The sequence below is a fragment of the Paraburkholderia dipogonis genome (assembly GCF_042680985.1).
Taxonomy (GTDB): domain Bacteria; phylum Pseudomonadota; class Gammaproteobacteria; order Burkholderiales; family Burkholderiaceae; genus Paraburkholderia; species Paraburkholderia phytofirmans.
On sequence record NZ_JBHUFR010000006.1, the window covers coordinates 869,255 to 893,522 of the forward strand.

25 protein-coding genes are annotated in these 24,268 nt (G+C 63.7%); 10 read left to right on the forward strand and 15 right to left on the reverse strand.

Annotated features, from left to right (window positions below; all coding sequences use genetic code 11):
• The first annotated feature begins 195 nt into the window (after window positions 1-195).
• Window positions 196-1,362 carry a hybrid sensor histidine kinase/response regulator gene (locus ACFSNN_RS08540; protein WP_134465370.1) on the forward strand — a complete coding sequence of 389 codons (1,167 nt, stop codon included), beginning with the start codon at window positions 196-198 and terminating at the stop codon, window positions 1,360-1,362.
• 41 nt (window positions 1,363-1,403) lie between these two features.
• On the opposite strand, the gene ACFSNN_RS08545 is transcribed toward ACFSNN_RS08540, so the two are convergent.
• From ACFSNN_RS08545 to ACFSNN_RS08555, 3 genes are all read right to left on the reverse strand, one after another.
• Window positions 1,404-3,959 carry an ATP-binding response regulator gene (locus ACFSNN_RS08545; RefSeq protein ID WP_134465369.1) on the reverse strand — a complete coding sequence of 852 codons (2,556 nt, stop codon included), beginning with the start codon at window positions 3,957-3,959 and terminating at the stop codon, window positions 1,404-1,406.
• An 18-nt stretch (window positions 3,960-3,977) separates the two neighbouring features.
• Window positions 3,978-5,204 (reverse strand): hypothetical protein, encoded by a 1,227-nt coding sequence (locus ACFSNN_RS08550; protein ID WP_377689951.1) that lies wholly within the window; start codon window positions 5,202-5,204, stop codon window positions 3,978-3,980.
• 395 nt (window positions 5,205-5,599) lie between these two features.
• Window positions 5,600-5,785 (reverse strand): DUF3563 family protein, encoded by a 186-nt coding sequence (locus ACFSNN_RS08555; protein WP_244323023.1) that lies wholly within the window; start codon window positions 5,783-5,785, stop codon window positions 5,600-5,602.
• 250 nt (window positions 5,786-6,035) lie between these two features.
• Between ACFSNN_RS08555 and ACFSNN_RS08560 the strand changes: the two genes are divergently transcribed.
• A complete protein-coding gene (locus tag ACFSNN_RS08560) occupies window positions 6,036-6,308 on the forward strand; it encodes a hypothetical protein (RefSeq protein ID WP_134465366.1) in 273 nt (90 codons plus the stop codon).
• A gap of 73 nt (window positions 6,309-6,381) precedes the next feature.
• Window positions 6,382-6,663 (forward strand): hypothetical protein, encoded by a 282-nt coding sequence (locus ACFSNN_RS08565; protein ID WP_134465365.1) that lies wholly within the window; start codon window positions 6,382-6,384, stop codon window positions 6,661-6,663.
• A 44-nt stretch (window positions 6,664-6,707) separates the two neighbouring features.
• Here ACFSNN_RS08565 and ACFSNN_RS08570 read toward each other — a convergent pair whose 3' ends face one another.
• From ACFSNN_RS08570 to ACFSNN_RS08585, 4 genes are all read right to left on the reverse strand, one after another.
• Entirely contained in the window at window positions 6,708-7,703 is a 996-nt protein-coding gene (locus ACFSNN_RS08570) for an alpha/beta fold hydrolase (RefSeq protein WP_134465364.1), read from the reverse strand.
• Entirely contained in the window at window positions 7,700-8,383 is a 684-nt protein-coding gene (locus ACFSNN_RS08575) for a response regulator transcription factor (protein ID WP_134465363.1), read from the reverse strand. Before ACFSNN_RS08575 ends, ACFSNN_RS08570 begins: the two co-directional genes overlap by 4 nt.
• Before the next feature lie 309 nt (window positions 8,384-8,692).
• Window positions 8,693-8,836, reverse strand: a complete 144-nt coding sequence (locus ACFSNN_RS08580) for a hypothetical protein (protein ID WP_166799390.1) — start codon at window positions 8,834-8,836, stop codon at window positions 8,693-8,695.
• A gap of 156 nt (window positions 8,837-8,992) precedes the next feature.
• A complete protein-coding gene (locus ACFSNN_RS08585; RefSeq protein ID WP_134465362.1) occupies window positions 8,993-9,547 on the reverse strand; it encodes a hypothetical protein in 555 nt (184 codons plus the stop codon).
• Window positions 9,548-9,832: 285 nt separating this feature from the next.
• Here ACFSNN_RS08585 and ACFSNN_RS08590 point away from each other — a divergent pair, with 285 nt between their 5' ends.
• Window positions 9,833-10,114 carry a GCG_CRPN prefix-to-repeats domain-containing protein gene (locus ACFSNN_RS08590; protein WP_208949603.1) on the forward strand — a complete coding sequence of 94 codons (282 nt, stop codon included), beginning with the start codon at window positions 9,833-9,835 and terminating at the stop codon, window positions 10,112-10,114.
• A 178-nt stretch (window positions 10,115-10,292) separates the two neighbouring features.
• Here ACFSNN_RS08590 and ACFSNN_RS08595 read toward each other — a convergent pair whose 3' ends face one another.
• From ACFSNN_RS08595 to ACFSNN_RS08605, 3 genes are all read right to left on the reverse strand, one after another.
• The gene (locus ACFSNN_RS08595) at window positions 10,293-12,299 is read right to left on the reverse strand and encodes a bifunctional DedA family/phosphatase PAP2 family protein (RefSeq protein WP_134465361.1); all 2,007 of its coding nucleotides are present in this window, start codon (window positions 12,297-12,299) and stop codon (window positions 10,293-10,295) included.
• 86 nt (window positions 12,300-12,385) lie between these two features.
• The gene (locus ACFSNN_RS08600) at window positions 12,386-13,084 is read right to left on the reverse strand and encodes a glycine zipper 2TM domain-containing protein (protein WP_134465360.1); all 699 of its coding nucleotides are present in this window, start codon (window positions 13,082-13,084) and stop codon (window positions 12,386-12,388) included.
• A gap of 113 nt (window positions 13,085-13,197) precedes the next feature.
• Window positions 13,198-13,842 carry an HD domain-containing protein gene (locus ACFSNN_RS08605; RefSeq protein WP_134465359.1) on the reverse strand — a complete coding sequence of 215 codons (645 nt, stop codon included), beginning with the start codon at window positions 13,840-13,842 and terminating at the stop codon, window positions 13,198-13,200.
• Window positions 13,843-14,002: 160 nt separating this feature from the next.
• On the opposite strand from ACFSNN_RS08605, the gene ACFSNN_RS08610 reads away from it, so the two are divergent.
• Both ACFSNN_RS08610 and ACFSNN_RS08615 read left to right on the forward strand, forming a co-directional pair.
• Window positions 14,003-14,341 (forward strand): hypothetical protein, encoded by a 339-nt coding sequence (locus ACFSNN_RS08610; protein WP_134465358.1) that lies wholly within the window; start codon window positions 14,003-14,005, stop codon window positions 14,339-14,341.
• A gap of 90 nt (window positions 14,342-14,431) precedes the next feature.
• On the forward strand, window positions 14,432-14,908 hold the full coding sequence (locus ACFSNN_RS08615) for an OsmC family protein (protein WP_134465357.1): 477 nt from the start codon (window positions 14,432-14,434) through the stop codon (window positions 14,906-14,908).
• A gap of 60 nt (window positions 14,909-14,968) precedes the next feature.
• On the opposite strand, the gene ACFSNN_RS08620 is transcribed toward ACFSNN_RS08615, so the two are convergent.
• The 3 genes from ACFSNN_RS08620 to ACFSNN_RS08630 all read right to left on the reverse strand — a co-directional run bounded on the left by ACFSNN_RS08620 (window position 14,969) and on the right by ACFSNN_RS08630 (window position 18,564).
• Window positions 14,969-16,627: an NRAMP family divalent metal transporter gene (locus ACFSNN_RS08620; protein WP_134465356.1), complete on the reverse strand. Its 1,659-nt coding sequence runs from the start codon at window positions 16,625-16,627 to the stop codon at window positions 14,969-14,971.
• A gap of 1,171 nt (window positions 16,628-17,798) precedes the next feature.
• Complete coding sequence (locus ACFSNN_RS08625) at window positions 17,799-18,032, reverse strand: hypothetical protein (protein WP_012426650.1); 234 nt, start codon at window positions 18,030-18,032, stop codon at window positions 17,799-17,801.
• A 64-nt stretch (window positions 18,033-18,096) separates the two neighbouring features.
• A complete protein-coding gene (locus ACFSNN_RS08630; protein ID WP_012426651.1) occupies window positions 18,097-18,564 on the reverse strand; it encodes an Lrp/AsnC family transcriptional regulator in 468 nt (155 codons plus the stop codon).
• Window positions 18,565-18,718: 154 nt separating this feature from the next.
• Between ACFSNN_RS08630 and ACFSNN_RS08635 the strand changes: the two genes are divergently transcribed.
• Complete coding sequence (locus ACFSNN_RS08635; protein ID WP_134465354.1) at window positions 18,719-19,372, forward strand: LysE family translocator; 654 nt, start codon at window positions 18,719-18,721, stop codon at window positions 19,370-19,372.
• A gap of 70 nt (window positions 19,373-19,442) precedes the next feature.
• On the opposite strand, the gene ACFSNN_RS08640 is transcribed toward ACFSNN_RS08635, so the two are convergent.
• Window positions 19,443-19,616, reverse strand: coding sequence for a DUF1289 domain-containing protein (locus tag ACFSNN_RS08640; protein ID WP_106301649.1), 174 nt, complete (start codon window positions 19,614-19,616; stop codon window positions 19,443-19,445).
• 132 nt (window positions 19,617-19,748) lie between these two features.
• Between ACFSNN_RS08640 and ACFSNN_RS08645 the strand changes: the two genes are divergently transcribed.
• Entirely contained in the window at window positions 19,749-20,069 is a 321-nt protein-coding gene (locus ACFSNN_RS08645; RefSeq protein ID WP_116121219.1) for a YnfA family protein, read from the forward strand.
• Between the two features lie 97 nt (window positions 20,070-20,166).
• Here ACFSNN_RS08645 and ACFSNN_RS08650 read toward each other — a convergent pair whose 3' ends face one another.
• Window positions 20,167-20,676 carry a DUF1993 domain-containing protein gene (locus ACFSNN_RS08650; RefSeq protein WP_134465353.1) on the reverse strand — a complete coding sequence of 170 codons (510 nt, stop codon included), beginning with the start codon at window positions 20,674-20,676 and terminating at the stop codon, window positions 20,167-20,169.
• A 302-nt stretch (window positions 20,677-20,978) separates the two neighbouring features.
• On the opposite strand from ACFSNN_RS08650, the gene ACFSNN_RS08655 reads away from it, so the two are divergent.
• Both ACFSNN_RS08655 and ACFSNN_RS08660 read left to right on the forward strand, forming a co-directional pair.
• A complete protein-coding gene (locus ACFSNN_RS08655; protein WP_134465352.1) occupies window positions 20,979-22,538 on the forward strand; it encodes a S53 family peptidase in 1,560 nt (519 codons plus the stop codon).
• Window positions 22,539-22,609: 71 nt separating this feature from the next.
• Window positions 22,610-24,259 (forward strand): S10 family peptidase, encoded by a 1,650-nt coding sequence (locus tag ACFSNN_RS08660; protein ID WP_134465351.1) that lies wholly within the window; start codon window positions 22,610-22,612, stop codon window positions 24,257-24,259.
• The last annotated feature ends 9 nt before the right edge of the window (window positions 24,260-24,268 follow it).

Consider the following 24,268-nt stretch of genomic DNA (forward strand, 5'->3'; position numbering starts at 1 on the left):
CGGCGAACCGGGCTGGTTTGATCTCATGCATATTGGATAAGGCTGTGCGGTGATTCCCCATTTTTCGAGAGACGCGATACCCTATACTTCCAAACGCCAAAACGATCCAGTGCTTGCCGCGCGGCAAGCCATTTTTATCATCCGCAACGCGGGCTTCGTTCAATGTCGAGCCGCCGCCATCCGCCTGGGAATGCGATGAGTGACCCTATGCAGCCGCCGTTTTCCATTCTCTTCGTCGACGACGACGAGATGTCGCGCAATCACTTCGCGCGCGCGATGAGCGCCGATTACAAAGTGTATGTCGCACAAAGCGCCGACGAGGCAATAACGGTGCTCGCCAGGCACGCCTCCGAGATTGCCGTGCTGGTGACCGACTTTCGCATGCCCGGCCGCGACGGCGACGATCTGCTGCGCGAGGTGGCGCACGAGTATCCGCAAATCGTGCGCATTCTCGTGACCGCCTATGCCGACAAGGACATGCTGCTGCAAACGGTCAATACCGGCGACGTGTTCCGCATCATCGAAAAGCCGCTGCGAACGGACATGGTGCGCGAGGTGCTGCACCTCGCCACCGCGCGTTACACCGAACGGGAAACGCGTCAGCAGCGGCTGCTCGCCATGGACGAGACGCTCGCCTTCCTCGCTCACGAACTGAACACGCCGCTGGCCACGATCTCGCTGTTCGCGCGCTCCGTCGAGAACGACGTGGCCGAGCAATACGATCCCGAGCGCCAGCGGGAGATCGGCCTCGCGGCGAAGTCCATGTTGAACAACGCGCAGTATTGCCTGACGCTGATCTCGTCGTTCTGGGCGACCGTGCACAAAAGCGGCGGCCAGAAGTCCGCCTCGGGCGGCGGCACCCGCGCGGTCAGGGCGACGCGCCTGATCGCCACGCTGCTCGACACCTATCCGTTTGTCGCGTCACAGCGCGACTGGGTGAAGGTCGACGTGGAAGAGGATTTCGTCGTCCACGCGATGCCCAATTGCGTGGCGCTCGTGCTGTCTTCGCTGTTGTCCAATGCGCTGCGCGCGCTCGACGGCGGCAGCGCGCCCGTGTTGCGGCTCGAAGTGGTGGCATTCCCTGAGCCCGAGATCCGCATCCGCGACAATGGCCCGGGGATCGCGCCGGAGGTCAAGGCGCGTCTGCTGCAGGATCCGGTCACCACGTACGCGGGCGCCGGCGGGCACGGCATGGGGATGATCTTTTGCAACCGCATCATGCAGTCGTTCGGTGGATGCCTGCGGATCGAATCCACGGTCGGCGCGGGGACTACGGTGACTATGGGCTTTCCGGGTTTCAATAGCCGCATGCACAGCGCTGATGATGAGGAGCCGTCCGCTAGTCAGGCGGCTTTGAGATGAACTAGATGGACTGCATTGCAACGTGGACCACCCCTAATCGCTCAAAAATCCCGCTGTTCGTGGCTTGCTCTCGCCGTAACGAAATACGTCTGCAACGCATCGGTCGAGCGTTCGCTCAGGATGCCGATGCGCGCAAGCCATTCGGCTTCCACCGGCCATTGGCCTTCCACCACGCGCGGATAGATTTGCCGCGCGAACTGATGCAGCGCCCTAGCGCCGATATTGCCGCTCACGCCAAGCAGGACATGCAACGCGCCGTGTGTCGATTCGAGGTCGCCGGCCGCGACGCTGCTCGCAAGCCGCGTCACCAGCTGGCGAATCTGCTCGATGCCTTTGAGGAACGATTCGTCGAGCAGATCGAGCGATGCAAGCTCTTCAAGATGCTTCTCGTCGAGCAGTTCGCTCTCCGTCACGATGGGCAGTTTGCCGGCCGGCGTCGGCGATAGTTCGGCTTCTGCCGGCACGCTCGAGCCGCGTTGCTGGGCAAACTGCCGAGCAAGGCACGCGTATAGCGAACCGGCTTGCACCGGTTTGATCATGACTTCGTTCATGCCCACGGCGAGACAGGTCTGCACGGCCTTGATATCCGATTGGCTGGTGAGCGCGATGATCGGCACGGTGGCATACGAGTCGGCGCGCGCGCGAATCGACGCGGTCGTTTCCAGGCCGCCCATGCCCGGCATATTCATGTCCATGACGATAGCGTCGATCACACCGTCCGCCTGCAGATGCGCAAGCACGGCCTGCCCGTGCTCGGCCTCCACGACGCTCGCGCCGCATCGCTCCAGATAGGCTTTGGCCACCAGCCGGCTGTAGGTGTCGTCGTCCGCGACGAGGATCGATTTGCCGGAGAACGTGTCGGACTTCTGGCTCAGATGGTGGCGGTTGCCGTTTTCGAGGAGCGCCTGCAGCGTGGTGATCAATTCGATCACGCTGCAGGATTTGCTGATGATTCCGTCCATGCCGGCGCGCCGGGCGAGCACGCGCACCACGCTCCCGGGCTCGGCGGTATAGGCGGCAATCAGGACATTCCAGCCTGGATGGTCGTGACCGGCGCGAATTCTCTCGGCGGTCGTGTAGCCGTCAAGAACCGGCATGTTGATGTCCATCAACACGAGGTCATACGGGGCCGCGTCGCGGAGCATGGTCAACGCAAGCGCGCCGTTCTCCGCTTCGCTCACGTGCGCGCCCACTTTCGACAATGCACGACAGGCGCGCGCGCGCTGAGCGGCGTCGTCGTCCACGACGAGAATGCGCCGGTCTTTGAACACCGGCGTGGCGCGTTCAAAAATCCGCTGCTCGTGTTCAACGATCTCGCTCTTCGGCACGACGGGAAATTGCAGCGTGAATTCCGTGAACTTGCCGACTTCCGAGCGGCAAGTGATGCTGCCGCCGAAGGCGCGCATCGCGCGCTGGCAGTAGGCGAGTCCAAGTCCCGTGCCGCCCGAAGTGCCCGCGGTACGGAAGGGCTCGAACAGATGCGACACCATCTCGGGCGCAATGCCGGGCCCCGTGTCGCGAACCATGACCGACTGCTGTTCGATCGTCAGTGTGAGCGTGGCCGCCGGGTGTGTGGCGATGTGATGCAGCGCGTTCTTGATCAGATTGAACAGCGTGAACAGATAGACGGTTTCGTCGACCTTGAAGGTAAAGTCTTCCCGCACCACCAGCCTGACCTTGCTGCGTTCCTTTTCGTCGCCGAAGCCGTATTCTTCCAGCGCCTTACGCGTGGTGCCCGTCGCGCTCAGATAGGTGAGGTAGTCCGGGCGAATCGGTTTGGCGCTGACCTCGTCCAGCGTCATGGCAATGATGCGCAGGCCGCGCTCGATCGACAACTGCCCTTGGGCGAGATGACGATACAGCACCGCGGCGCTCTCGTTCCTGTCGTGCCGGTCGTGTTTGTCGTATGTGAGTGCGAGCGGGCGGTTGGGTCCCATCGTCGCGGGCAGGGCTTCTTCCACGCGATCCAGCACGTAGCGCAACTGGCTGAGAGGATTGCGCATTTCATGCGCGATCGAACCGGCGAGAGCCTGCAACGCGCGGTTCTTTTCGACGAAGATGCGTCCTTTGCTGATCGCATGGCTGAACGCCATGCTGCACAGGACGACGACCGGCAGCAAGGCGAGATTCGACTGATCGGCCGCGGTCACGACGATCGGCACCGGCGAACTGATCACTGCGGCAAGCGCCCCGGAAAAAACGCCAATGCCGATGCAACCCATCAGCAAAAGCGGATTGTCGATGCACAGCGCCATGATGAAGATCATCATGACCTCGGTCATCATCCACATGGTGGAGAATGAATTTCTGATCGTGAGAAATGTGCAAACGAATGGCAGGACGTAGATCAGGCAGCAATGCCAGTAGATCAGCAGGTAATGATTGAACCGCTTTGGCCAGCGTGCCTGGAAAATCAATGGAATGCAAACGAACGCCGCGCTCAGCCGAAGGGCGAGATTGTCGTAAGGCTGCGGCAGGACATAGGTCCAGACTACGTAGTAGATGGGGTGGCACAGGAGGCCGAGTGCGCCGCCCCATCGTATTGCAAACCGGCTTCGTTCCAGCACGTCCCGCATGCTCTCGCGCGGCATTAACATCAGGCCTCCAGTGACGTTCTACGACCCCATCAATTCTTGCTTGCCGCGAAGTTGCGCGTCCGCCAGCTCGATCGGCGAACCGTCTTTCCCGTGGAAAGGGCCGACCGTGAAGCCGTACTTCTTTAGCAGGCTGTGCGTGTACGAGACGGACCACACGGGCGGGCTGCCGATGATGAAGTCGGACGCAATGCCTTCCTGCCAGGCGGAGTAGCCTTCGGCGAAACAGGTATAGCAATCGCGCGTGGTCGGCAGCCGGAACGGGAACGCGGTGTCGAGTCCGGCAGGGCCACGGGCGAAGCACTCAATATATAGCGTATGACCGCGTGATGCGAGTTCAGCCTCGACGCTTGCCGCCCGCGGATGGGAGTCGTCGATCCAGAACTGCGCGCGCTTGAGATCGGCCGCGGTGAGGTAGGGCACGCTGGTGCTGCTCGCCAGAATCGCGCCGTCGAAGTCCGGCAACGGCGTGTTCGGGCTGAAGGTGTGCACGGAGACCCGCGTTTTACCGAGCAGGTCCGATGCCATCAACTCCCTGGCTTGCTCCGTGAGCAGGTTCACCTTGTCCGGCAGATCGATCAGAACAAGCTCGCGCGGTGCATCTTTATAGAGCGCGTATTTGGCCACGGTCGTGCCGAGCCGGCCGGCCGCGCCGAATAGAGCAAGCCTGGTCTTGCCGAATTCGAGGTCGAGCTCATTGCAGCAATGCATGGCCCAGTCTTTCAGCATCGCGGCGGTGGCGGCGTGGCCCGTGGTGATATGCGGCGGTTTGGTATCGCGCGGCAGTGCCCCGTAGTTGCACGCGTAAGGCGTGGAGGCGCCCATTGCCACCATGTTCAGGCCGGCCTGTCTTGCCAGCTCCAGGGCCGGGAAAAACTGCGTCTCGCGGAATCGCTTGATGCCGCGCGGGCTGCCGAGCCACATTTCCAGCGGCACCGGACAGGCAATATTGGCGCCGATGATCTGGGAGCCGGAATAGATCGGTGAGGCAATGAAAGGCTTGGTGTTCCAAAGCTCTTCTTCGAATGACGCATTTCGTTGCTTCACATTGTGAAATGAAAACGAAAGTGTTTCCCAGTCGGTAGCGTGAAATAGAAACCCGACGCCGCCTTGACCGGCCGGCAGGTTATCCCGGATCTCGTCCGGGGGGATGGTGTGTTTAAGTTTTAAGGCGCCCGTTTGAAGTTGACGAACCCCGCGTTGCCCGTCGGAATAGGTCTTCACTTCGTGGTGAACAGAAGTTCTCATTTGATTTTCCCTTTGATTGAAACTCGCGTTGGACAGTCAGCGCGACAAAGTCGACTGGCGTGTTAGATGGTCGACCCTTCAACTCTAGAGAAAACTGATGCGGTGTGCGCGTCTGTTGTTTCGCATTGCCGAGAATGGGCACCTTCGACGAGCGGGTCCGGTAGATTTTTCCAGCGAGAAGATGTGCTGGTCAAACGGGGCGGTGAGGGCGAAATCTTTCCGATGGAAAATCTTACGTGGTCGTGTGGACGAACGTTTGAACGTGCATGGAGTACCGGCCAGCCGCTGTTGTTCGGCTAGGCGGACGCGATGGCTTAAGGGTGAGCCAGCCGGTCCGCACCTCGTGGACACGTTTGAGTGAAGCACGCGTTAAAGCGTGGGCGGCAAGACGTGCTTCACATCCTCCCTTCATGCGGCGTGCTGGCTCCATACCAGCGGACCGGATCCGCATGCGTTTCGGCAACGTTAATGCGGTGTTCCAGATCGACCAGATCGACCGACGACGCCAGATAGGCTTCGCGTTCATGGTCTTCGGTGGTGATCAGCAAGGCGCTCAGTTTCTTCGCAAGTTCGGTGAACATGATTTTCTCCAGTCCGTGTTGCGACGAGTGCTTCGATCCGGCTGCGGGAGCCGGCGTTGCCCGTCGATGGAATGAAGCTTAGGCGCGAAGAATGAGCCGGAAATGAGCGCTCGAAAGCGGCGAATCACACCTTGGCCCTGCGCGAATTCCGGACTGGCACGCGGCTAATTTCCCCCTCATTCTGCGTGACCACAATGCAGTCATTCGATGCAGCCAACCGACTCGCACCGATCGACAAGGGGAACAGAACATGAAAGTCATTCGCCATCTAATAGTCGCCGCGGCGCTCGGCGCCGGCCTGGTGAGCTGCGCCCAGGCGCATGTCTTCGTCGGTGTCGGGGTTGGAGTAGGCGGGCCCGTGTTTCCGGTGGTGCCCGCTTACGTGCCGCCGCCGGTCTACTACGCACCGCCGCCACCGCCTCCGGTGTATACGGCGCCGGTCGTGATCGGGTACTACGGGCATCCGCAGTATCCGCGCTATTACGGCGGCTGGGGTTACGGCTATGGCTACTGGCGCCGTTGAGGCGCCGGTTCGAAACGGCAGTACCCCGAACCAACATCAAATTAACGATTAAAGATCAAGAGGATCATCGGTCATGAAGCAACGTCAACTGGCTTTGGTCGCCGCTACCGCGCTGGCGCTTTCACTCGTATCCGGCTGCGCCGTCGCCGACGATGGCTACACCTACGGCTACTACATGAGCCGTCATCCGAACATCGAAGCGGCGGACTTCAACGCGCAGCAGGCCATCGGGCGGATGCGCGCCGCGCAGCGCGCCAACGGCTACGACATGGGCGGCCACGCAGGCCGGGCGATTGCCTTGATGCAGGAAGCTCGCGCCGAAATGCAGGCCTCGGCCGAAATGGCGACGCGTTGAGCGCGTCGGCCATCTGAACGAGCGCGCTGGCCGAGGCTAGGGATTTATTCGGCGCCGCCGGGCGGTCGCGATGTTGCAATGAATGTGTTGATCGCGGTGGCCAGCGCGTGTGGATACTGATACATCATCGCGTGGCCCGCCGAGCGCACCACGAGCAGTTGCGCGTGCGGAATCTGCCCGGCGAGCGCTTCCGAGTTCTGCTTCGGCAAGACCTGATCGTCGGCGCCCGTCAGGATCAGGGTGGCGAGGCGCACGTTTTTCAGCGCTGCTACCGCGGCCTCGTCGCTGGACCAGTCGTGCAGGAGCGCCGACTGGCCTTCGGTCACCGTCGCCGAAATGGCGGGCGACCGATAGCCGGCCGGCTGGAACATATTCTGACGGAAGCAGCGCTGCGCGGCGTCCACTGCGTTGGTCGGAAACAGGACCCGCATGACATCCATGAAGGTCGTGCCCGCATTGCCGGACAGGGTGGCTTCGACGTCGGGCGGTACCGGCACGCCGAGCGATCCCGGCGCGGGCGCGCTCATGAGGACGATGCGCCGCACGGCGAGCGGCGCATCGAGCGCGAGTTGCTGGGCAATTGCGCCGCCCATCGACCAGCCGACGAAGGTGACGTCGGAGAGCCGCAGTGTGTCGATCAGCGCGGCCGCGTCGAGCGTCATGTCCCGCGCCGTGAAGCTCGACGCCGCCGGCTCCGAGCGGCCGATACCGCGGTTGTCGAAGACGATCACTTCGTGGCGTTTGGCGAGATCGGTCAGAAAGGCCGTGTCCCATTCGGCGAGCGTCGCGCGAAAACCGGTTTGCAGCACGATCGGCGTGCCGCGGCCGAAACGGAAGTACGCGATGTCGCCGTTCACCGTATGCGCGATCTGCTCGCGAATCGACGGCTTGTGGTCCGGACGATCGGCAACGACAGGGCAGGCCTGCTCGTTCGCGTAGTGGACGGTTTTCGCTTCGACGGGCGCGGGCTGCGTGGCGCTGAACAGCGCGGCCAGCGCGGCCAGTGAACCCGTTCCGACGAGAGCCCGCAGGCGCGTCATGACGTCGGTCCCTTGCCGGCTTCGCCGAGCATGACGGTCCAGCCGAGTCCGCGCACATTGCGAATCACCGAGAGGCCGAATTTCTTGCGCACCGAATGAATCAGCACGTCCACCGCGTTGCTTTCCACCTCTTTGCCCCAGCCGTACAAACGGTCTTCGAGCTGTTCGCGCGACAGGATCGTGCCGGGGCGTTCGAGAAACGCGAGCATCAGCGCAAATTCGCGTGCGGACAGCACGGTCGTTGCGCCGTTGCAGGTCAGCGTGCGCTTGTCGAGATCGAGGCTGAGCGATTCGTCGCCGAGACGCGACGATGCGTAGCCCGCTTTGCGCCGTAGTACGGCGCGGATGCGGGCGAGCAGTTCGGGGACATCGAAAGGTTTGAGCAGGTAGTCGTCGGCGCCGACATCGAGGCCCTGTACGCGCGAATCGAGATCGTCGCGTGCGGTCAGGATCAGCACCGGGACCGCGTTGCCCGCCGCGCGCGACGACTTCAGCAACTCGATGCCGCTCAAGCCGGGCAAGCCCAGATCGAGCAGCACGACGGTGTATTCGGCATTGGCCATCGCGTCGCGCCCAGCGACGCCGTCCCTCACCCAGTCGACGCTATAGTCGGCGTCTTTGAGGGCGCGCAGCAGACTTTGACCAATCTGCAGGTCGTCTTCAACGAGGAGAATTCTCATGATCGTCCTGTCGGCAACAGTCGGGTTGCGCCTGACTCGCAGCTCGCGAACGCGCGGCCGAACCACGCCAAGCGAGCGTTTGAATGATAACCGACGCACGCGCGGCGGCATGATCCGGCGTGCCGATCTGGTCGAACGGATGAGAGGTCTTGTGCGTGCCGACGCAAGCGTGGACGCGGAACGATTCGAGAACTTCGCTGCGCGCGAAGCACTGGGTGGTGGCCGGGACTTGCGGCGTGCCGGCATCCCGCTGGCGCATGGGGCGGATCGAGCCGCCACGTCACGCGATGCGGGTGGTTTGCGGTGCCGTCAATAGGCGCCGGCCATGGCGAGCAGATAGACCGGCAGCAGATCCTCGTTCGATGGCGGCGGCTCCAGCGCTGCTGCGGATGCGCCGGCGGTTGCGTCGGCCGTGTCATCGAGCTCGGTGCAGAGAGCGGTTTGCGTGTCCATGATGCTAATCCTCGTGATGATCGGACCGCATCTGCGGAGATCCCGGAGGGTCCTTCCGTGCGGTACAGAGTCATCGTGATCCTCGTGAATTAGCGCGAAATTAGCCGGTATTCCAAACCCTGCGATGGCCAGGCGCAGGGTTCGGAAACACGATTGTCAGCGCGATGTCCGCGCCACCGCGTGCTGCTCGGGATACCACGCCGTGAACTTCACCGCGGCGACCAGCGTGGCCACGGTCGCCATCACACCCACCGAATGAGGCAGCGCCGGCGCATAAACCATCGCGATGTCGGCCAGCACCAGCATGCCGAACGCGAGCGCCCAGGCTGCGCTGATCACGTAGTTGACGTGGATGAAGCGCGCGCTGTCCCAGTGCTCGCGGCCGACGCTCTCGCGTGCGTATTGCAGGGTGAACGGCCGGCGCAAGGCGATCGATGTCAGCACGATCAGCGCAAGCCCTGCATCGACACGCAGGCGCACTGCGGCGATCGACCAGTGCACGTCACTGGTCAGCGCATAAACGGCCAGCGCCCCGAATAGCAGGACGGTGCCCGCCTCCAACAGCTTGACGTGGCGAGCCGGACTGACGATATCGCGCGCGAGCAGTGCGGCGGCGACGAGCGCACCGGCAATCAGTCCGGCCTGCGCACCGGCAAGGCGTTCGATCACGGCAAAAGCCAGAAATGGGGCAAAGCTCAGCAAGAGGTTCATGGTGGACTCCAGAGTAGCGGCAGATTCGCGTGGTGGCGGCCGGCAGTGCGTTTCGCGAAACGCGGACTACGGACGGCGGCCCATGCGAAGCCAGGTGCCAAAATGTTTACATTGGAAAGATATTGCCTATATTTTCAGCGCGAGTCAAGGGAAACGATAGGGGGGTAATGCCATTCGAGCGTCGTCGCCGTGCTCACTTCCAGCTAACTGTCGGAGCCGATCATGTGGCCTGCAGCACGCGAAACGACTCTTAATCGACAACAACCAGGGTGAAGGAGAATCATCATGTCGACACTTCGTACAGCTTTGGCCGGCGCCGTGATGGCCGCGTCCGCTCTTGCGGTGAGTACCGCTCACGCCGCCGACGGCTGTGGCCCGAACGGCTGGCGCGGGACCTGGGGCCATTGCCATTACGCGCCGCCGGTCTATGTCGCGCCGCGTCCGGTGATTTACGCACCGCCGCCGGTCTCGACCTATGCGTGCCCGCCGGGCTACTGGCTGGGCCCGTGGGGTCATTGCCGCGACACGCCGTATCACGGGCGCCTGCCGAACGGCGGATGGCAATGAGCGGGGGAAAGCCTGATCTTTCGCCGGCGATGGTTCCGGCGGCGGGTCGCGCCGAGCGGCCCGTCGCGGGTGCCCACCTTATCCACAGAAATTGTTCACATCCCTGTGGACAACTCTCGGCCAAGCGGCATAACTGATTGAGCGCAGTAGGAATTCTTCGCTGGAGCAGCGAACGCGCTCACTCCGTCGGCGAGGCGAGCAACGACACCGGCACACCACGGCAACTGACCCGGGCGACGAGCGCCGCGCCCAGCCCCGCACTCGTTTTCTCGTGCGCATCGAACGACGTCATCTCCCGGTCGACCCGCAGAATATTGATCGGCCACGACGCACGGGACAGCCGTTCGTGCGCGAAAGCGCCGACCCACAGCGGCGTGACGGATGTGCCGTTGCCCACCGCGTAGCCGCTGGGCCAGAACCGCAGCACGTCGCGTTCGTCGCGCGTATCGCCCGGACGCATGAACACCACCGAGGACGGCACGCCGTTGTTGAGCTTCGGCAAGACCGGCAGCGACACCGCCGCCACATTGGGCGAGGCTAGCGAGAGCAGGCTGTGCGCCGAGACGTCCGTGCCTTCCACCCAGCCTTGGGCGCGCAACTGTCCGCGGATCGAATCGAGGTTCGAGACCCACTGCAGGGTGAGCGGCTCCTTGCGGTCGCCGCCCATGTCCGAGCGATAGCACGGCAGGCGCTTCCATACGGAGAGCGTCCACTGCGATTGCGAGACCAGCACGGGAGGCGGACGCAACGCGCTGTCCGGCGGCGGCGTGGGCATGTTGAAGCCGACCTGCACGCCCACGCTGACCAGCATGACCACCAGCACCACGACGGGCATGAACGCGCGTTCGGGCGGCGTCTCCGGGTGCCGCCACATCGCTGTCAACGCAACGATCGCTACCCAGATGTACGCGAGCGCGGCGCCGCCGATCGCGTCGGACACCCAGTACCTGCCGAAGTACAGCCCCGCGAGCGCGACCAGGATCACCACGATCGCACTCGCGGCCGCGACCAGCACCCCTTCCAGTCTGCCGACCCGGCGCGCCAGCAGAAATGCCAGGAAGCCGTACACAATGACGGTTGCGGCGACGTGATTGCTCGGAAACACGTAGGCGCCGATCATCGACGTATTGGGCGGCGCGCGGCGCATCGCGAACTGCAGCACGTAGATCAGCAATTGGGAAAACACCACCGCGGCGAGCCAGTAGCCGACGGTGCGCCAGCGCCGCTCCAGCAGCATCCACACCGTGACCGTCACGACCAGCACCGCGAGTGTGAAGCTGCTGCCGAGCGTCGAGAGACCGGCGAGAACGGTATCGCTCCAGGGCGTGCGCACCGATTGCAGGAAGTGATAGACGGAGGCGTCCACGCGCGTCAGCGGATCGCCGCTGGCGACGTCGTCGAGCACGCCGAAAAACAGCGCGCCCGACACGAGCACCAGCAGCGACGTCAGCAAGAGGCTGCCGGCGTCCGGTGTATTGGGGTCGAGCATCTTGCGCGCGAAACGGCCGAACGGGCCCGGATGCCGGCAGGCCCAACTTCCCAATTGCTGACCCGCCGCGCTCGACCACGCATTGGCATGCGAGAGCAGAAAGCGCGCGGCGCGAAAGCTCAGCCAGACGATGCCCACCAGCAGCGCGATGATCACGACGAGCCGGAACGACACCGCGCCAGCCAGCAGCACCGAGGCGCCGAAGATCATGCCCGGCAGGATATGGGCGGGCGCCCAGAGCAGCGCCGACAGCACGTTCATCGCGTAAAAGCGCAGCGGCGGCATGCCGAGCATGCCCGCCACCACCGGCACGATCGCCCGCAAGGGGCCGATGAAGCGCGCCAGCACGACGCTCTTCGCGCCATGTTTGCGGAAGAAGCGGTGGCCTGCCTCGAGCACCTCGGGATGTTTGGAGAACGGCCAGAACTGGACGATCCGGTCCTTGTAGCGGCTGCCGATCCAGAAGCTCATGCCGTCGCCGGCGATGGCGCCCGCGATCGCCCACACGAGTGCCCAGCCGAGGCTCAGCGAACCCGTGCCGATCAGCGCGCCGGCGAGGAACATGGCGGTGCTGCCCGGAATGAAAGTGCCGATGACGGCGAGGGACTCCAGAAACGCCGCCAGGAAGATGACCGTGAGCGTCCAGCCGGGATGGCCGGCTAACTGGTGCAATAGGTGGATGTAGGCGTGCTCCATCGTGCGCGATCAGCCGTTCTGGCGTAACGATTGATCATAACGCGCGAGGGAGCAGTCTTATTCCTTTTTGGATGCCGGCCGCGGGTTCACGAAGCGCTAAGCGAATCGCCGGACACGTGAACGCGTTCGCCGATCTGCACGGCCGGTTGCGTCGGGTAGCTGAAGTTGCGGTAGCTGCCGTCCTGCATGCGGACCTGCACCTGGTAGGTGGTCTGCTTGCGCACCGCGTGCTCGATGCCGTTACCGGCGAGGCCGCCGCCGACGGCGCCCGCAATGGTCGTGAGAATCTTGCCGCGGCCGCCGCCGATCTGATTGCCGACCAGCCCGCCCGCCACCGCTCCGCCCAGCGCGCCGAGTCCCGTGGTCGGTTCGGGAGCCTGCACCGTATTGATGGCGACGACTTCGCCCGCGTACGGGTCGGCGGCGACCGGCCGCGGCGGCGCGGCTTCATAAGGTGCCTGGTAGCCCTGATTGTTCGCGTAGTTCGGCGCGGCCGCCGGGGTTGCACGGTGCGGATGATGAACCGGCGGCCTGGCGGGAGCGGCTTGCTGTGCCGTCTGCTGGACCGGAGCCGGTTGCGGGGCCGCGACCGGCGCGTTGGCGACCGGTGCCGCCGTTGCCGTAACCGGCGGCGCGGGTTCGGTGACGGCATGCGAAACCGGCAGGAGACCGGTCATCGCGGCGATGCCGGTTGCGCTCGCCAGGATGACAGCGACAGCCGCGCCGGCGACCAGCGGATGAATACGGCTGCGTTGCGGTTGGCTGGAAGTGAGGTTCGTGTTCATGGCGGACTCCGCGGGTAGATGCCTGCAATAACGCCGCCAAAGTGCGCCCGGTGGACACGGGTCGCGTGCTGCTTTGTAAGGATTTGTACGACTTCGCGCGGGCGGTTACACGTTCAGATTTCGTCGCTGAATTCGTCGAGGAAACGTTGCAGACGGTCGTGGCGGATGCTGGCCAGACGTGCGCCGGCCGTCGTTTGAAAACCTGCGGATAGTTTCAGCAGCTTGGTGCGGAAATGATCGAGGGTGTAGCGCGTGTCGTCCAATGGACGCCGGGTTGCGTGCGGATCGGCCGGATCGTACAAGGCGCGGCCCATGCGTCCGGCGACGTAGAAGCAGCGCGCCACGCCCAGCATGCCGAGCGCGTCGAGCCGGTCGGCGTCCTGCAGCGTTTTCGCTTCGAGCGTGGTCGGCGTGACGTTGGCGGAAAAACTGTGCGCCTCGATTGCGTGCGCGGTGGCTTCGACTTGCGCTTGCGGCCAGCCAAGCGAGGTCAGCACGCGTGCCGCCTTTTCCGCCGACAGCCGCGACGCCTGCGCGCGCAGCGGCGAATTCTTTTCGACCGCTACGCAATCGTGCAGCAGCGTGGCGGCGAACAGCACCTGCGCGTCGCCGCCTTCCTGCGCCTGAATGGCCGCGGCGTTTTTCCAGACGCGTTGCAGATGCGAGGTGTCGTGCGAACCGTCGCCGTTGTCGTCGTACGCGTGCGGCAGGAGGGTGCGGGCAAGGTCCTGAAAGGGGGCGAAAGCGGCTTGGGTCATCGGTGCGGCCTGTGAAGAAAGCCGTCGATTATCGCGCATCGTCCGTCGAGCTTCGGCTTGGCGGCGGCGAACGAAGCGGGCCGCGCGTCGTCTTACTATTTGAGCGGCCGGCAACTCGGACCTCGCGGTCGCGCAATTCGACGACGTAACGGAGTGGGCTATGAAGATCGCAAGGGGCAGTATCGTGGCGTCGGCACTGATGATCGGCGCCGTCGCCATAGCGAATGGGCAGTCGCTCACGCAGCGGGGCACCACCGGTGCGGCCGCCGTCAATGGTGCGCCTTCCGGCATGACCAACAACGCGGGCGCCACAGCGGGAACGGGCCCCGGAACGGCCGCCGGCATGAGCCCGATGGCGCCGGGCGCGGGAACGGTGGGCGGCGTAAGGGCGGGTCCCGCACTCAACACCATGCGGGCGAACGGCACGAGCCTGAACGCGAACCCAGACCCGCGCGTGCCGAATTTCGCCGGCAAGGGCATGGCGGCGCCGCGGAATTAGTCAGCAAGGTAGGTGCGTCCATCGCATGATCGCCGCGGATAAAATGCACGCCTCAGCAGGCAGAACCAATTCGACAGCAAGGAGATTGGCATGGCGTACGGCGAGCACAAATACAAGGTATCGGTGCAATGGACCGGCAATCGCGGAAGCGGCACTTCCGGCTATCGCGATTACGGGCGCGATCATGTGATAGCGGCGGGCAACAAGCCCGAGATTCCAGGCTCATCGGACGCGGCCTTTCTCGGCGACGCCAACCGCTGGAATCCCGAAGATCTGCTGGTCGCCTCGGCCAGCGCCTGTCACAAACTCTGGTATCTGCATCTGTGCGCGGAAGCCGGCATCACGGTGACTGCGTATCGCGACGACGCCGAAGGCACCATGCTCGACGATCCCAGGCAAGGCCGTTTTTCACAGTTCGTGCTGCGCCCGCGCGTCGTGATTCGCGCGGGCGGCGACGTCGAACTCGCCGCGCACTTGCATCACGTGGCGCATGAGAAGTGCTATATCGCGAACTCGGTCAATTTTCCGATTCTGTGCGAGCCGGTCATTGAAACGGCTGCTGATTGAGCGACGCACGGCCCGGCCGCCACTTGCCGAAGACGCGGGCGGTGGCCGGGTGCTATCCATTCAATGCATCAGCGCCATCTGCACGACCTTCACGATCACCAGCGCGACCGCCACGATCAGATAACCGCGCAGCACGCCCATCCAGACCCGCTTGGACATCGTCAGTTGCGGGGCCGGCAACTCGTCCAGAGGCGGCATGCGCCAGGCCGCGCGCGTTTCCTTCGACAGCCTGAGCTCGCTTTCATGAGCCACCGGGTTCCCCGATTCCCGCCGCAGCTTGCGGACCACGACGGTCGCCGCATAGCCGGCCACGGCCATCAGCGTGCCGCCAGCGAGCACTTCGAGCATCGCTTCGCCGGTGATGTCCGGATACATGACGGAAGCCGTGAGAATGATGGACAGCATGACGAGCACCCAGACCACTGCGCCTGTGAAGACGTTGAGCTTCTTCGAGTTCACCCACGGCCCGAGCACCGCGCGGTCGTTGCACAACAACAGCAGAAACACGGTCGCGCTCGGCAGCAGCACGCCGGCGAGCGTCTGCACCGCTTCCGTCAGCAGGCCGAGCGGGCTGCCCGGAATCAGCACCAGCGTCGCCGCGGCCGCCACGATGCCGAAGTAGACGAGGTAAAAGCCCTTCGCATCCGACACGCCGCGATGCAGCGAGTGGCGAATCTTGAAAACGTCGCCGATCGCGTAGGCGGTGGACAGCGACACCGCCGCCGCGCCGATGATGCACGCGTCGAGCAGCGCCACGGCGAACAGCACGGCGGGCGTGCGGCCGGCATAACTTTCGAGGTCGGCGATCACGCCGCCCGCATCGATGAAATGACCGGATTCGGGCTTGCCCGCGTAGAGCGCCGCGCAGAACGAGATCATGGCCACGGCGCCGATCATCACGAAGACGATCCCGATCCAGAGGTCGGCCTTTTCGTACTTCATGAAGCGCGGCGTGATGCGTTTATCGACGATGTAGCTCTGCTGGAAGAACAACTGCCACGGCGCGACGGTGGTGCCGACAATGCCGATCACGAGCAGCATCACGTCGCTGAGTTTCGAGTGGGCGGGCCAGCCCGGAATCAGAAAATCGTGCGCCATCTGGCTGACTGGCGGGTGGATCGACACCAGCACGGGCACCAGCAACAGGCTCATCAGGCACAGCACCACGGCGAAGCGTTCGAAGCGCCGGAAATTGCCCGTGCTGACCGCGGCCATGGTCACCGCCGCGGCGATGCAGACGCCGGCCACTTTCGAAATGCCGAAGAACTGCAGCACGAAGGTAATGCCGATGAACTCGGTCACGATCGTCAATGCGTTCAGGATGAACAGGTCCACGACGCTGAAGGCGCCCCAGAACTTGCCGAAGCGCTCGAAGATCAACCGCGCATGGCCGACGCCGGTCACCGCGCCAAGACGCAGCACCATCTCCTGATTGACGAACAGCACGGGCACGAGCAGCAGCATGGTCCACAGCAACGTGGTGCCGTAGTTCTGTCCCGCTTGCGTGTAGGTGCCGAAGGCGCCGGCATCGTTATCGCCGACCATCACGATGAGGCCGGGCCCGAGAATCGCGAGCAGCGTGCGCACGCGGGCCCACCAGCTGTTGCGCGCCCCCGTGTCGTGATGGGCGATGGTGCCGAGCGCGCCCTTGATGTCGCCGAGATGCGCGTCGTCGAGAACCGCGCTGCGGGGTGGTGAGACGTTGATTGGAGTGGACATGCTAGCCGCCTGAGTAGGTTTGATTGGATTGAGCGGGGTGTCTTCTGGATCTGCCGGTGTGCGCGGCCGAACACGGCGGCGCTGCGGCGGAAACGCGAAGACGCGCTGAGCGTGTGTGTTTACGAAGCGGGCCGCGGGACAGGACGCGAAGCGAGCGCCCTGGCTCGGTGCCAGGCAACGGTGAGCCAATGCGGCTTGATGCCGTGCAATGCGAGAGCGGCGTCGCTGTGGGTGTGGGTTTGCTGCAGTGTCGGTACGAGGATAGCGAGGTACATGTTTTTTTCTCCGGGCGTATGGCTTGACGCGGATTGCGGAAAGCCGGCAGACACGGAGCGCGGCGCATCAGGCGCGCGGCGAATCAGGTCTACCTGCTTTCCTTTTGCAAATGATTGTTTGCCGGCCCGCTCGGTCGTGACTGAGCGGCAATTGAACGGCAACCAGGCGGCATATGGGATAACTGTCACTGTCCATGGCGGCTCCTTATCGGCGTTCAGTACGCACGTGTTTGTCCACGCGTTCGGACGCGCCGCGTTTCGAACGAATCGAAACGGCGCGAGCGAACGCTGCCGCGAGCGCAGGCTCGCGACGCGATGCCATTCGGCGAAACGCACGTGCGCAAGCACGGCGCGACCGGATGGCGCTAATCAAGGTGCACGGAAAGGGTTACTGCGGCGCGCACCGTCTGCCTGCTGGCAAGACGGCGGCTAGTAAAAGGGAGCGCGGGCGTCGGGCCGGTCAGGCAGCGAAACTGTTCGAAAGTCGACTACTGCTGGTGTCCAAGGCATGGGCCCCGTTTGTGAAGACGGCGAATTTTAGGCACTGCCGCCAGCGGAAGTCAACATGCTTCGTTAAACGAAGCAAATATTCTGCGATGGGGCGTGGGTTAGGCCACGTTGTGGTTGTGGGAGGCGTCTTGTCTTTCAGGCGCGACAGGAAAGAAAGGCTAATGAAGGGTGTTTTTTGCCGCTGCCGGAGAAGAGGCTTAGCCAGAATTTTACGGCTGCGAGTCCGTGTGCAACTTGTCTCGATGGGACGCCCGGACTGACGAAAACACGAGGCGCTTGGCGCGCGTTGGTGACGCGCGAATACACGCGAGCGAGCCTGGGCGATGGCGTCGATTTTCGGTCGCGCTTCGCTGTCCGCTACACCGCGAAGCACGCTCCGAGGCGTCTCAACGATTGCCGTCGAGCAGATCGCCGAGCAGTTCGTCGAACGCGGCTTGCGCGTCTTCGAGTTCCTGCAGCGCGGCGTCGAATGTTTGCAGCGCGAACTGCGAAGGCTTGCCGCTGCCGGCCGGCGGGAATTGCGATTGCAGCGACGCGAACGCCGATTGCACGCGCTGCGTCGCGGTCAAGACGCGCTGCATTGCCGCGGTTTCTTCGGCTCGCGCCTGTTCGTGATCCATGAAAACTCCGTATTCAACTCTCGGCTCGCGCCGTTTCAAAGGGGTGACTATGCCACGTCAGCGATCAGGACAGCGGCAAGCCGCCGTTGGCCTTCACTTCGCGCAACGACAGCGCCGATTCTACCGACGTCACGCCCGGCAGGCTGCGCATCTCGTCGCGCATGAACGTACCGTAGTCGTCGAGATCGCGCGCCACCACCTGCAGGATGTAATCCGCGCTGCCCGATACGTTGTGACATGCCAGGATGCGCGGGATGGCCTGCACCTCGCGCTCGAAACGTGTCGCCACCGCCCGGTCGTGCACGGCAAAGCGCACGTAGACGAAGGCGACCACACCGAAGCCGAGCGCGGAGCGCGACAGCATTGCGCGGTACTGGTCGATGTAGCCGTCGTTTTCGAGGCGCTTGAGGCGGCGCGCGCAGGGTGTTTCGCTCAGGCCGACCGTTTCGGCCAGCCGCGCGTTGGACATGCGGCCATCTTTCTGCAGCGCGGCGAGGATCGCGCGGTCCGTTTTATCGAGGTCGGTTGTCATGGCTCAGTGATGCTGATGACGAATTGGAGGAAAGCCAATGCTCGGGCCGCAATATTAGCGCATTCCTCCAAGGGTGCGCTCTCCTGCTCAGCAATTCGCCAGCAAACCCTCCGCCGACGATAGCAAGATAGAGCCTTGAAAACAGGAGAATTCGATGATTTCCGCACATCTGCTGGCCGTGTATATCGCGGCGCTTTTCGTCGTGTATGCCGTGCCGGGACCGGACATGGCGCTGGTGCTGCAAACCAGTATCGGACGCGGCGTGCGCAGCGGCTTCGCGGCTGCCGGCGGCCTCGGTCTCGCGCGCGCCACGCATGTCACGCTCTCGGCATGCGGCGTGGCCGCGCTGTTGCGCAGCGCGCCGTGGTTGTACGAAGCGGTGCGCTACGGCGGCGCGGTTTATCTCGCGTGGGTGGGGATTCAGATTTTTCGTTCGCCGGTGTTTGCGCTGCCTGGCGCTACCGCCGCGGGTGCCAACGCGGATGCTGCGGCGAGCGTCGAGTCACGCCCGCTGCGGGCCGCTTTTGTCAAAGGCCTGCTGACCAACTTGCTGAACCCGAAAGCGTTGCTGTTCTGCTCGGTGCTGCTGCCGCAGTTCGTGCGCCCGGAGGCGGGGCCGGTGGCCTTGCAGATGGTCGAACTCGGTCTGGTGCTGCTCGCGATCGGCGCCTGTTTCGACGTGCTGTACGCGATCGGCGCCGCGCGGATCGCCGGCTGGATGCGCGCCCATCCGCTTGCGCAGACGCTGCAGCGCTGGACCTTCTCGGCCGCGTTGATCGGCTTTGCGTTGCGGCTTTCGCTGGACTGATTCCGGCTGGAGGCGCGCGTCAGCTGCGCGCCTTGACGCCGCTTGGCCTGGACCGCGCAGAAACGGCCGCTTACTTGCTCAGCTTGTGCTCGCGCCGCGAGCGGTCCTCGATGATTTTCCGGCGATGCTTGTCTTTCATCTTCTTCCAGCTTTTGCATTCGTCGCGCGTGCGCATGCAGCCGATGCAGAAGCCGGTTTTGCTGTCGAACTTGCAGATGTCGATGCAGGGCGACGCGATGCTCATGACGATTGGCAATTAAGGTAAGTGCGAAGACTCTCGCATGCGCCATGCCCGCACGCAAAGTGATTGTGTTAATAAAGCCAATAGAGCGCCATGCCTTATTCGTGGCAACACAATCACTCGCTTTCCTGCTCAATGAAAACTTTTCTGCTCTATGCCGTGACCGCCATTGCTGAAATCGTCGGCTGCTACTTGCCATGGCGTTGGCTCAAAGAGGGCGGTTCCATCTGGCTGCTGGTGCCGGGCGCGCTCAGCCTCGCGCTGTTCGCCTGGCTGCTGACCTTGCACGGCACCGCCGCAGGCCGCGTATATGCGGCTTACGGCGGTGTGTACGTGGCGGTGGCGATTGCCTGGCTATGGTGCGTCGACAAGGTGCGGCCCACGCTGTGGGACGCCGCCGGCGTGGCCTTCACGCTGGCCGGCATGGCGATCATCGCGTTCCAGCCGCGCGTTTGAGCCGGCCGGGCACCGGATCTTTGCCGCGTCCGAAGCATCTCTTTCTAAGCGCACATTGCCGCTCCGCGCCAACCTCGAGTCCGCGCTGGCTCGCGCCTTACTTGATGCCGCCGAGATAGTCGAGCTTGCCGAGATCGACGCCGTTGTGACGCAGAATGTCATACGCCGTCGTGACGTGAAAATAGAAGTTCGGCAGCACGAAACCGAGCAGATACGACTGCCCGGTGAACTCGACCGGGCCCGAGCGCAGCTTCAGCGTGATCGGGCGCTCTTCCGAGCCGTCGATCTGCTGCGCATTGAATTCCTTCAGATAATCGATCGTCTTTTGAAGGCGGGCAATCAGTTCTTCAAACGTCTGTTCGACGTCTTCGTACTTCGGCGCTTCGACGTCGGCCAGACGCGCGGCGCAGCCCTTCGCGGTGTCGCTCGCGATATAGACCTGGCGCGTCAGCGGCAGCATGTCCGGTGCGAGCCGGCCGGTGGTGAACACCGTGGGCTCGATCTGTTTCAGGGCGGCATGCGCCTCCGCCTTACGCAGAATAACCTGCAGGTTCGTCAGGCCGCGGATCAGCACGGGCAGTGATGCTTGATACATCGAAATTGACATGGGGCTTCCTCTGATTCTTTGATCGTGCGCGCGCACGGCGCGCGAGGCAACGTAACGGCTGGATTGCCGCTGCAGCATCATAGCGCGAGCGGCGAGAGATGCGCATCGAGGCGACGCGGCGTTGGCCATTCGGACAACTGCCGCCCACGCCGGAACTGTGTTTGAATGGATTGGTCGGACCGACTGACGTTGTTGAAACAGCAAACTTGCCGCCGCCTTCAGGCGCTGAGGTCGTGAGAGGCGCGTGGCGCGTGGATCCAGCTCGTGGAACCCGCCGTCACGCTAACTGGAGAGTCGACACCATGGTCAATAAGCAACCGCTGCCAGGCAGTGAACGAACAGTGGAACAGGGTTCGAAAGTCGTGGGGCAATGCGATCCGGCGGAGCGGATCGAAGTATTCGTCATGCTGCGCCGTCAGCAGCAGGCGCAGTTCGACGCGTTGATGAGCAAGATCGAAGCAGGCGATCCCGGCGTCAAGCCGCTGTCGCGCGAGACGCTCGCCAAGGACTACGGCGCCGCGCCGGACGACATCGCCAAGGTCAAGGCCTTCGCCACCGCACACGGTTTGACGGTGGTGCGCGAAGATCCGGCCGCGCGCACGGTCCTGCTGAGCGGCACGATTGCCCAGTTTCAGGACGCGTTCGCCGTCAAGCTCGAACATTACGAACATCACACGTCCGGCCAGTTCCGCGGCCGCACGGGCACGATCAGCGTGCCCGACGATCTGCACGGCGTGGTGCAGGCCGTGCTCGGCCTCGACAACCGTCCGCAGGCACGGCCGCACTTTCGCATCCGGCCGCCGTTCCAGCCGGCTCGCGGTCATCAGGTTTCGTTCACGCCGCCGCAACTCGCGTCGCTCTACCATTTCCCGCAAGGCGACGGCGGCGGTCAGTGCGTCGGCATCATCGAGCTGGGCGGCGGGTATAACGCCGGCGACCTCAAGTCCTATTTCGCGAGCCTCGGCGTCGCCTCGCCCAAAGTGAAGTCGGTCGGCGTCGATCAGGGCAGCAACCAGCCCACCGGCGATCCGAACGGGCCGGACGGCGAAGTCACGCTCGACATCGAAATTGTCGGCGCGATCGCCCCCGGGGTGGAGATCGCTGTGTATTTCACGCAGAACAGCGACGCCGGCTTCATCGACGCGGTGAGCCGCGCGGTGCACGACACGACCAACAAACCCTCGGTGATTTCAATCAGCTGGGGCGGGCCGGAGTCAAACTGGACCAGCCAGTCTATGCAGGCCTTCAACAGCGTGCTGCAGTCGGCGGCGACACTGGGCGTGACGGTCTGCGCGGCCTCGGGCGACAGCGGTTCGAGCGACGGCACGGGCAGCGGCGATCAGGTCGATTTTCCGGCGTCGAGCCCCTATGTGCTGGCCTGCGGCGGCACGAGCCTCACCGCGTCGGGCACCTCGATCTCGCACGAGGCGGTCTGGAACGACGGCGCGCAAGGCGGCGCGACGGGCGGCGGTGTGAGCCAGGCTTTTACGGTGCCGGTGTGGCAGAAGGGCTTATCGGCCACGTCGACGAAGGGTGGCAAGAAAGCGCTCGGCGGGCGCGGCGTGCCCGACGTGGCGGGCGACGCATCGCCCGTGACCGGCTACAGTGTCCTGATCGACGGCACGCAGACGGTGGTCGGCGGCACCAGTGCGGTCGCGCCGCTGTGGGCCGCGCTGATCGCGCGCATCAACGCGGCGAAAGGGCAGCCGGCCGGCTTTATCAACCCTAAGCTGTATAAGGCGACGGGCGCGTGCAACGACATCACGCAAGGCAACAACGGCAGTTTCGCGGCATCCGCGGGTTGGGATGCCTGCACGGGGCTCGGCAGTCCCAATGGTCAGAAGGTGGCGGCCGCACTATAGTCTGCAACACGCACCCCGAAGGAAATCCTTCGGGGCGGCACAAAAGACGTGAACGAACCCATGGAGCGATCATGACGAATACCGAGTCAGCTTCTGTTAGTCCGCAGCCGTCGCACAATTCGCATGCTTCAGGCGCGCCGGCCAGCGCGCCGCACAAAACCAAAGATCAGCCGTTCTTCGACCCGGTTGCTTACGGCAACGGGCCGGACGACTCCGTGACCGAAACCGATGAAAGCGCGGCGATCACGCACCACTCGGTCACCATCGGCGGACACAAGATCGACTACACGGCGACGGCGGGCCATCTCGTGATCGTCGACCCGAGCAGTTCAAAGGCGGAAGCCCGCATGTTCTACGTGGCGTTCACGCAGGACAATCAGAAGGAGGAAGCCCGGCCGGTCACGTTCTTCTATAACGGCGGGCCTGGGTCGTCGTCGGTCTTCGTGCTGCTGGGCTCGTTCGCGCCGCGCCGCATCAAGACGTCGATGCCGAGCTTCACGCCGCCCGCGCCGTATGCAATGGAAGACAATCCGGACAGCCTGCTCGACAAGAGCGACCTCGTCTTCATCAACCCGGTCGGCACCGGCTACTCGGCGGCGATCGCGCCGAAGAAGAACCGCGACTTCTGGGGCGTCGACCAGGACGCGGACTCGATCAAGCAGTTCATCAAGCGTTTTCTGACGAAGAACAACCGCTGGAATTCGCCGAAGTACCTGTTCGGCGAGTCGTATGGCACGGCGCGCAGTTGCGTGCTGGCGTACCGTTTGCATGAAGATGGCGTGGATCTGAACGGCATTACGCTGCAATCGTCGATCCTCGATTACGCGCAGGCCGGCAACCCGGTGGGCGCGCTGCCCACGGCGGCCGCGGACGCGTGGTATCACAAGAAGCTCGGCATCGCGCCGCGGCCGACCGACCTCGGCACGTTCGCCGAAGAAGTCGCGCAGTTCGCGCGCACGGACTATCTGGCCGCGCTGCGCAAGTTTCCGACCACTGATGCCGCAACGGTCGAAAAGCTCAGCGAATACACGGGCATCGACAAAACGACCTTGCTTGCATGGAGTCTGGATGTCGCCTCGTACGACAGCCGGGGCAATTCGCTGTTCCTCACCACGCTGCTGAAATCCAAGGGTCTTGCGCTCGGCGAATACGACGGCCGTGTGACGGCGATCGGCACGGGCATTGCCGGCAAGATCGACCCGAATTCCGGCGGCAACGACCCGACCATGACGGCGGTGACCGGCGTCTACACGACGATGTGGAACGTGTATCTGAACGAGCAGCTGAAGTACACGTCGAATTCATCGTTCACGGATCTGAACGACCAGGCCTTCAAGTACTGGGACTTCAGTCACATCGATCCGACTGGCGCGCAGAAGGGCGTCGACTCGAAGGGCAACATCATTCTGTACACCGCCGGCGACCTGGCTGCCGTGATGGCCCTCAATCCCGACCTGAAGGTGCTGTCGGCCAACGGCTTCTTCGATTTCGTCACGCCGTTTTATCAGACCGTGCTCGATCTGCAGCAAATGCCGCTGCTCAGCCAGCAGGTCCGGCAGAACCTGTCGGCGCGCTTTTATCCGTCGGGGCACATGGTTTATCTCGACGGCGGATCGCGCACCGCGCTGAAGGCCGATCTCGCGAAGATGTACGACACGACGGTGTCCAACACGCAGGCGCTGCTTCGCATCCGCGCATTGCAGGCGCGTGTGGCGCAGTAGCTGCGGGTT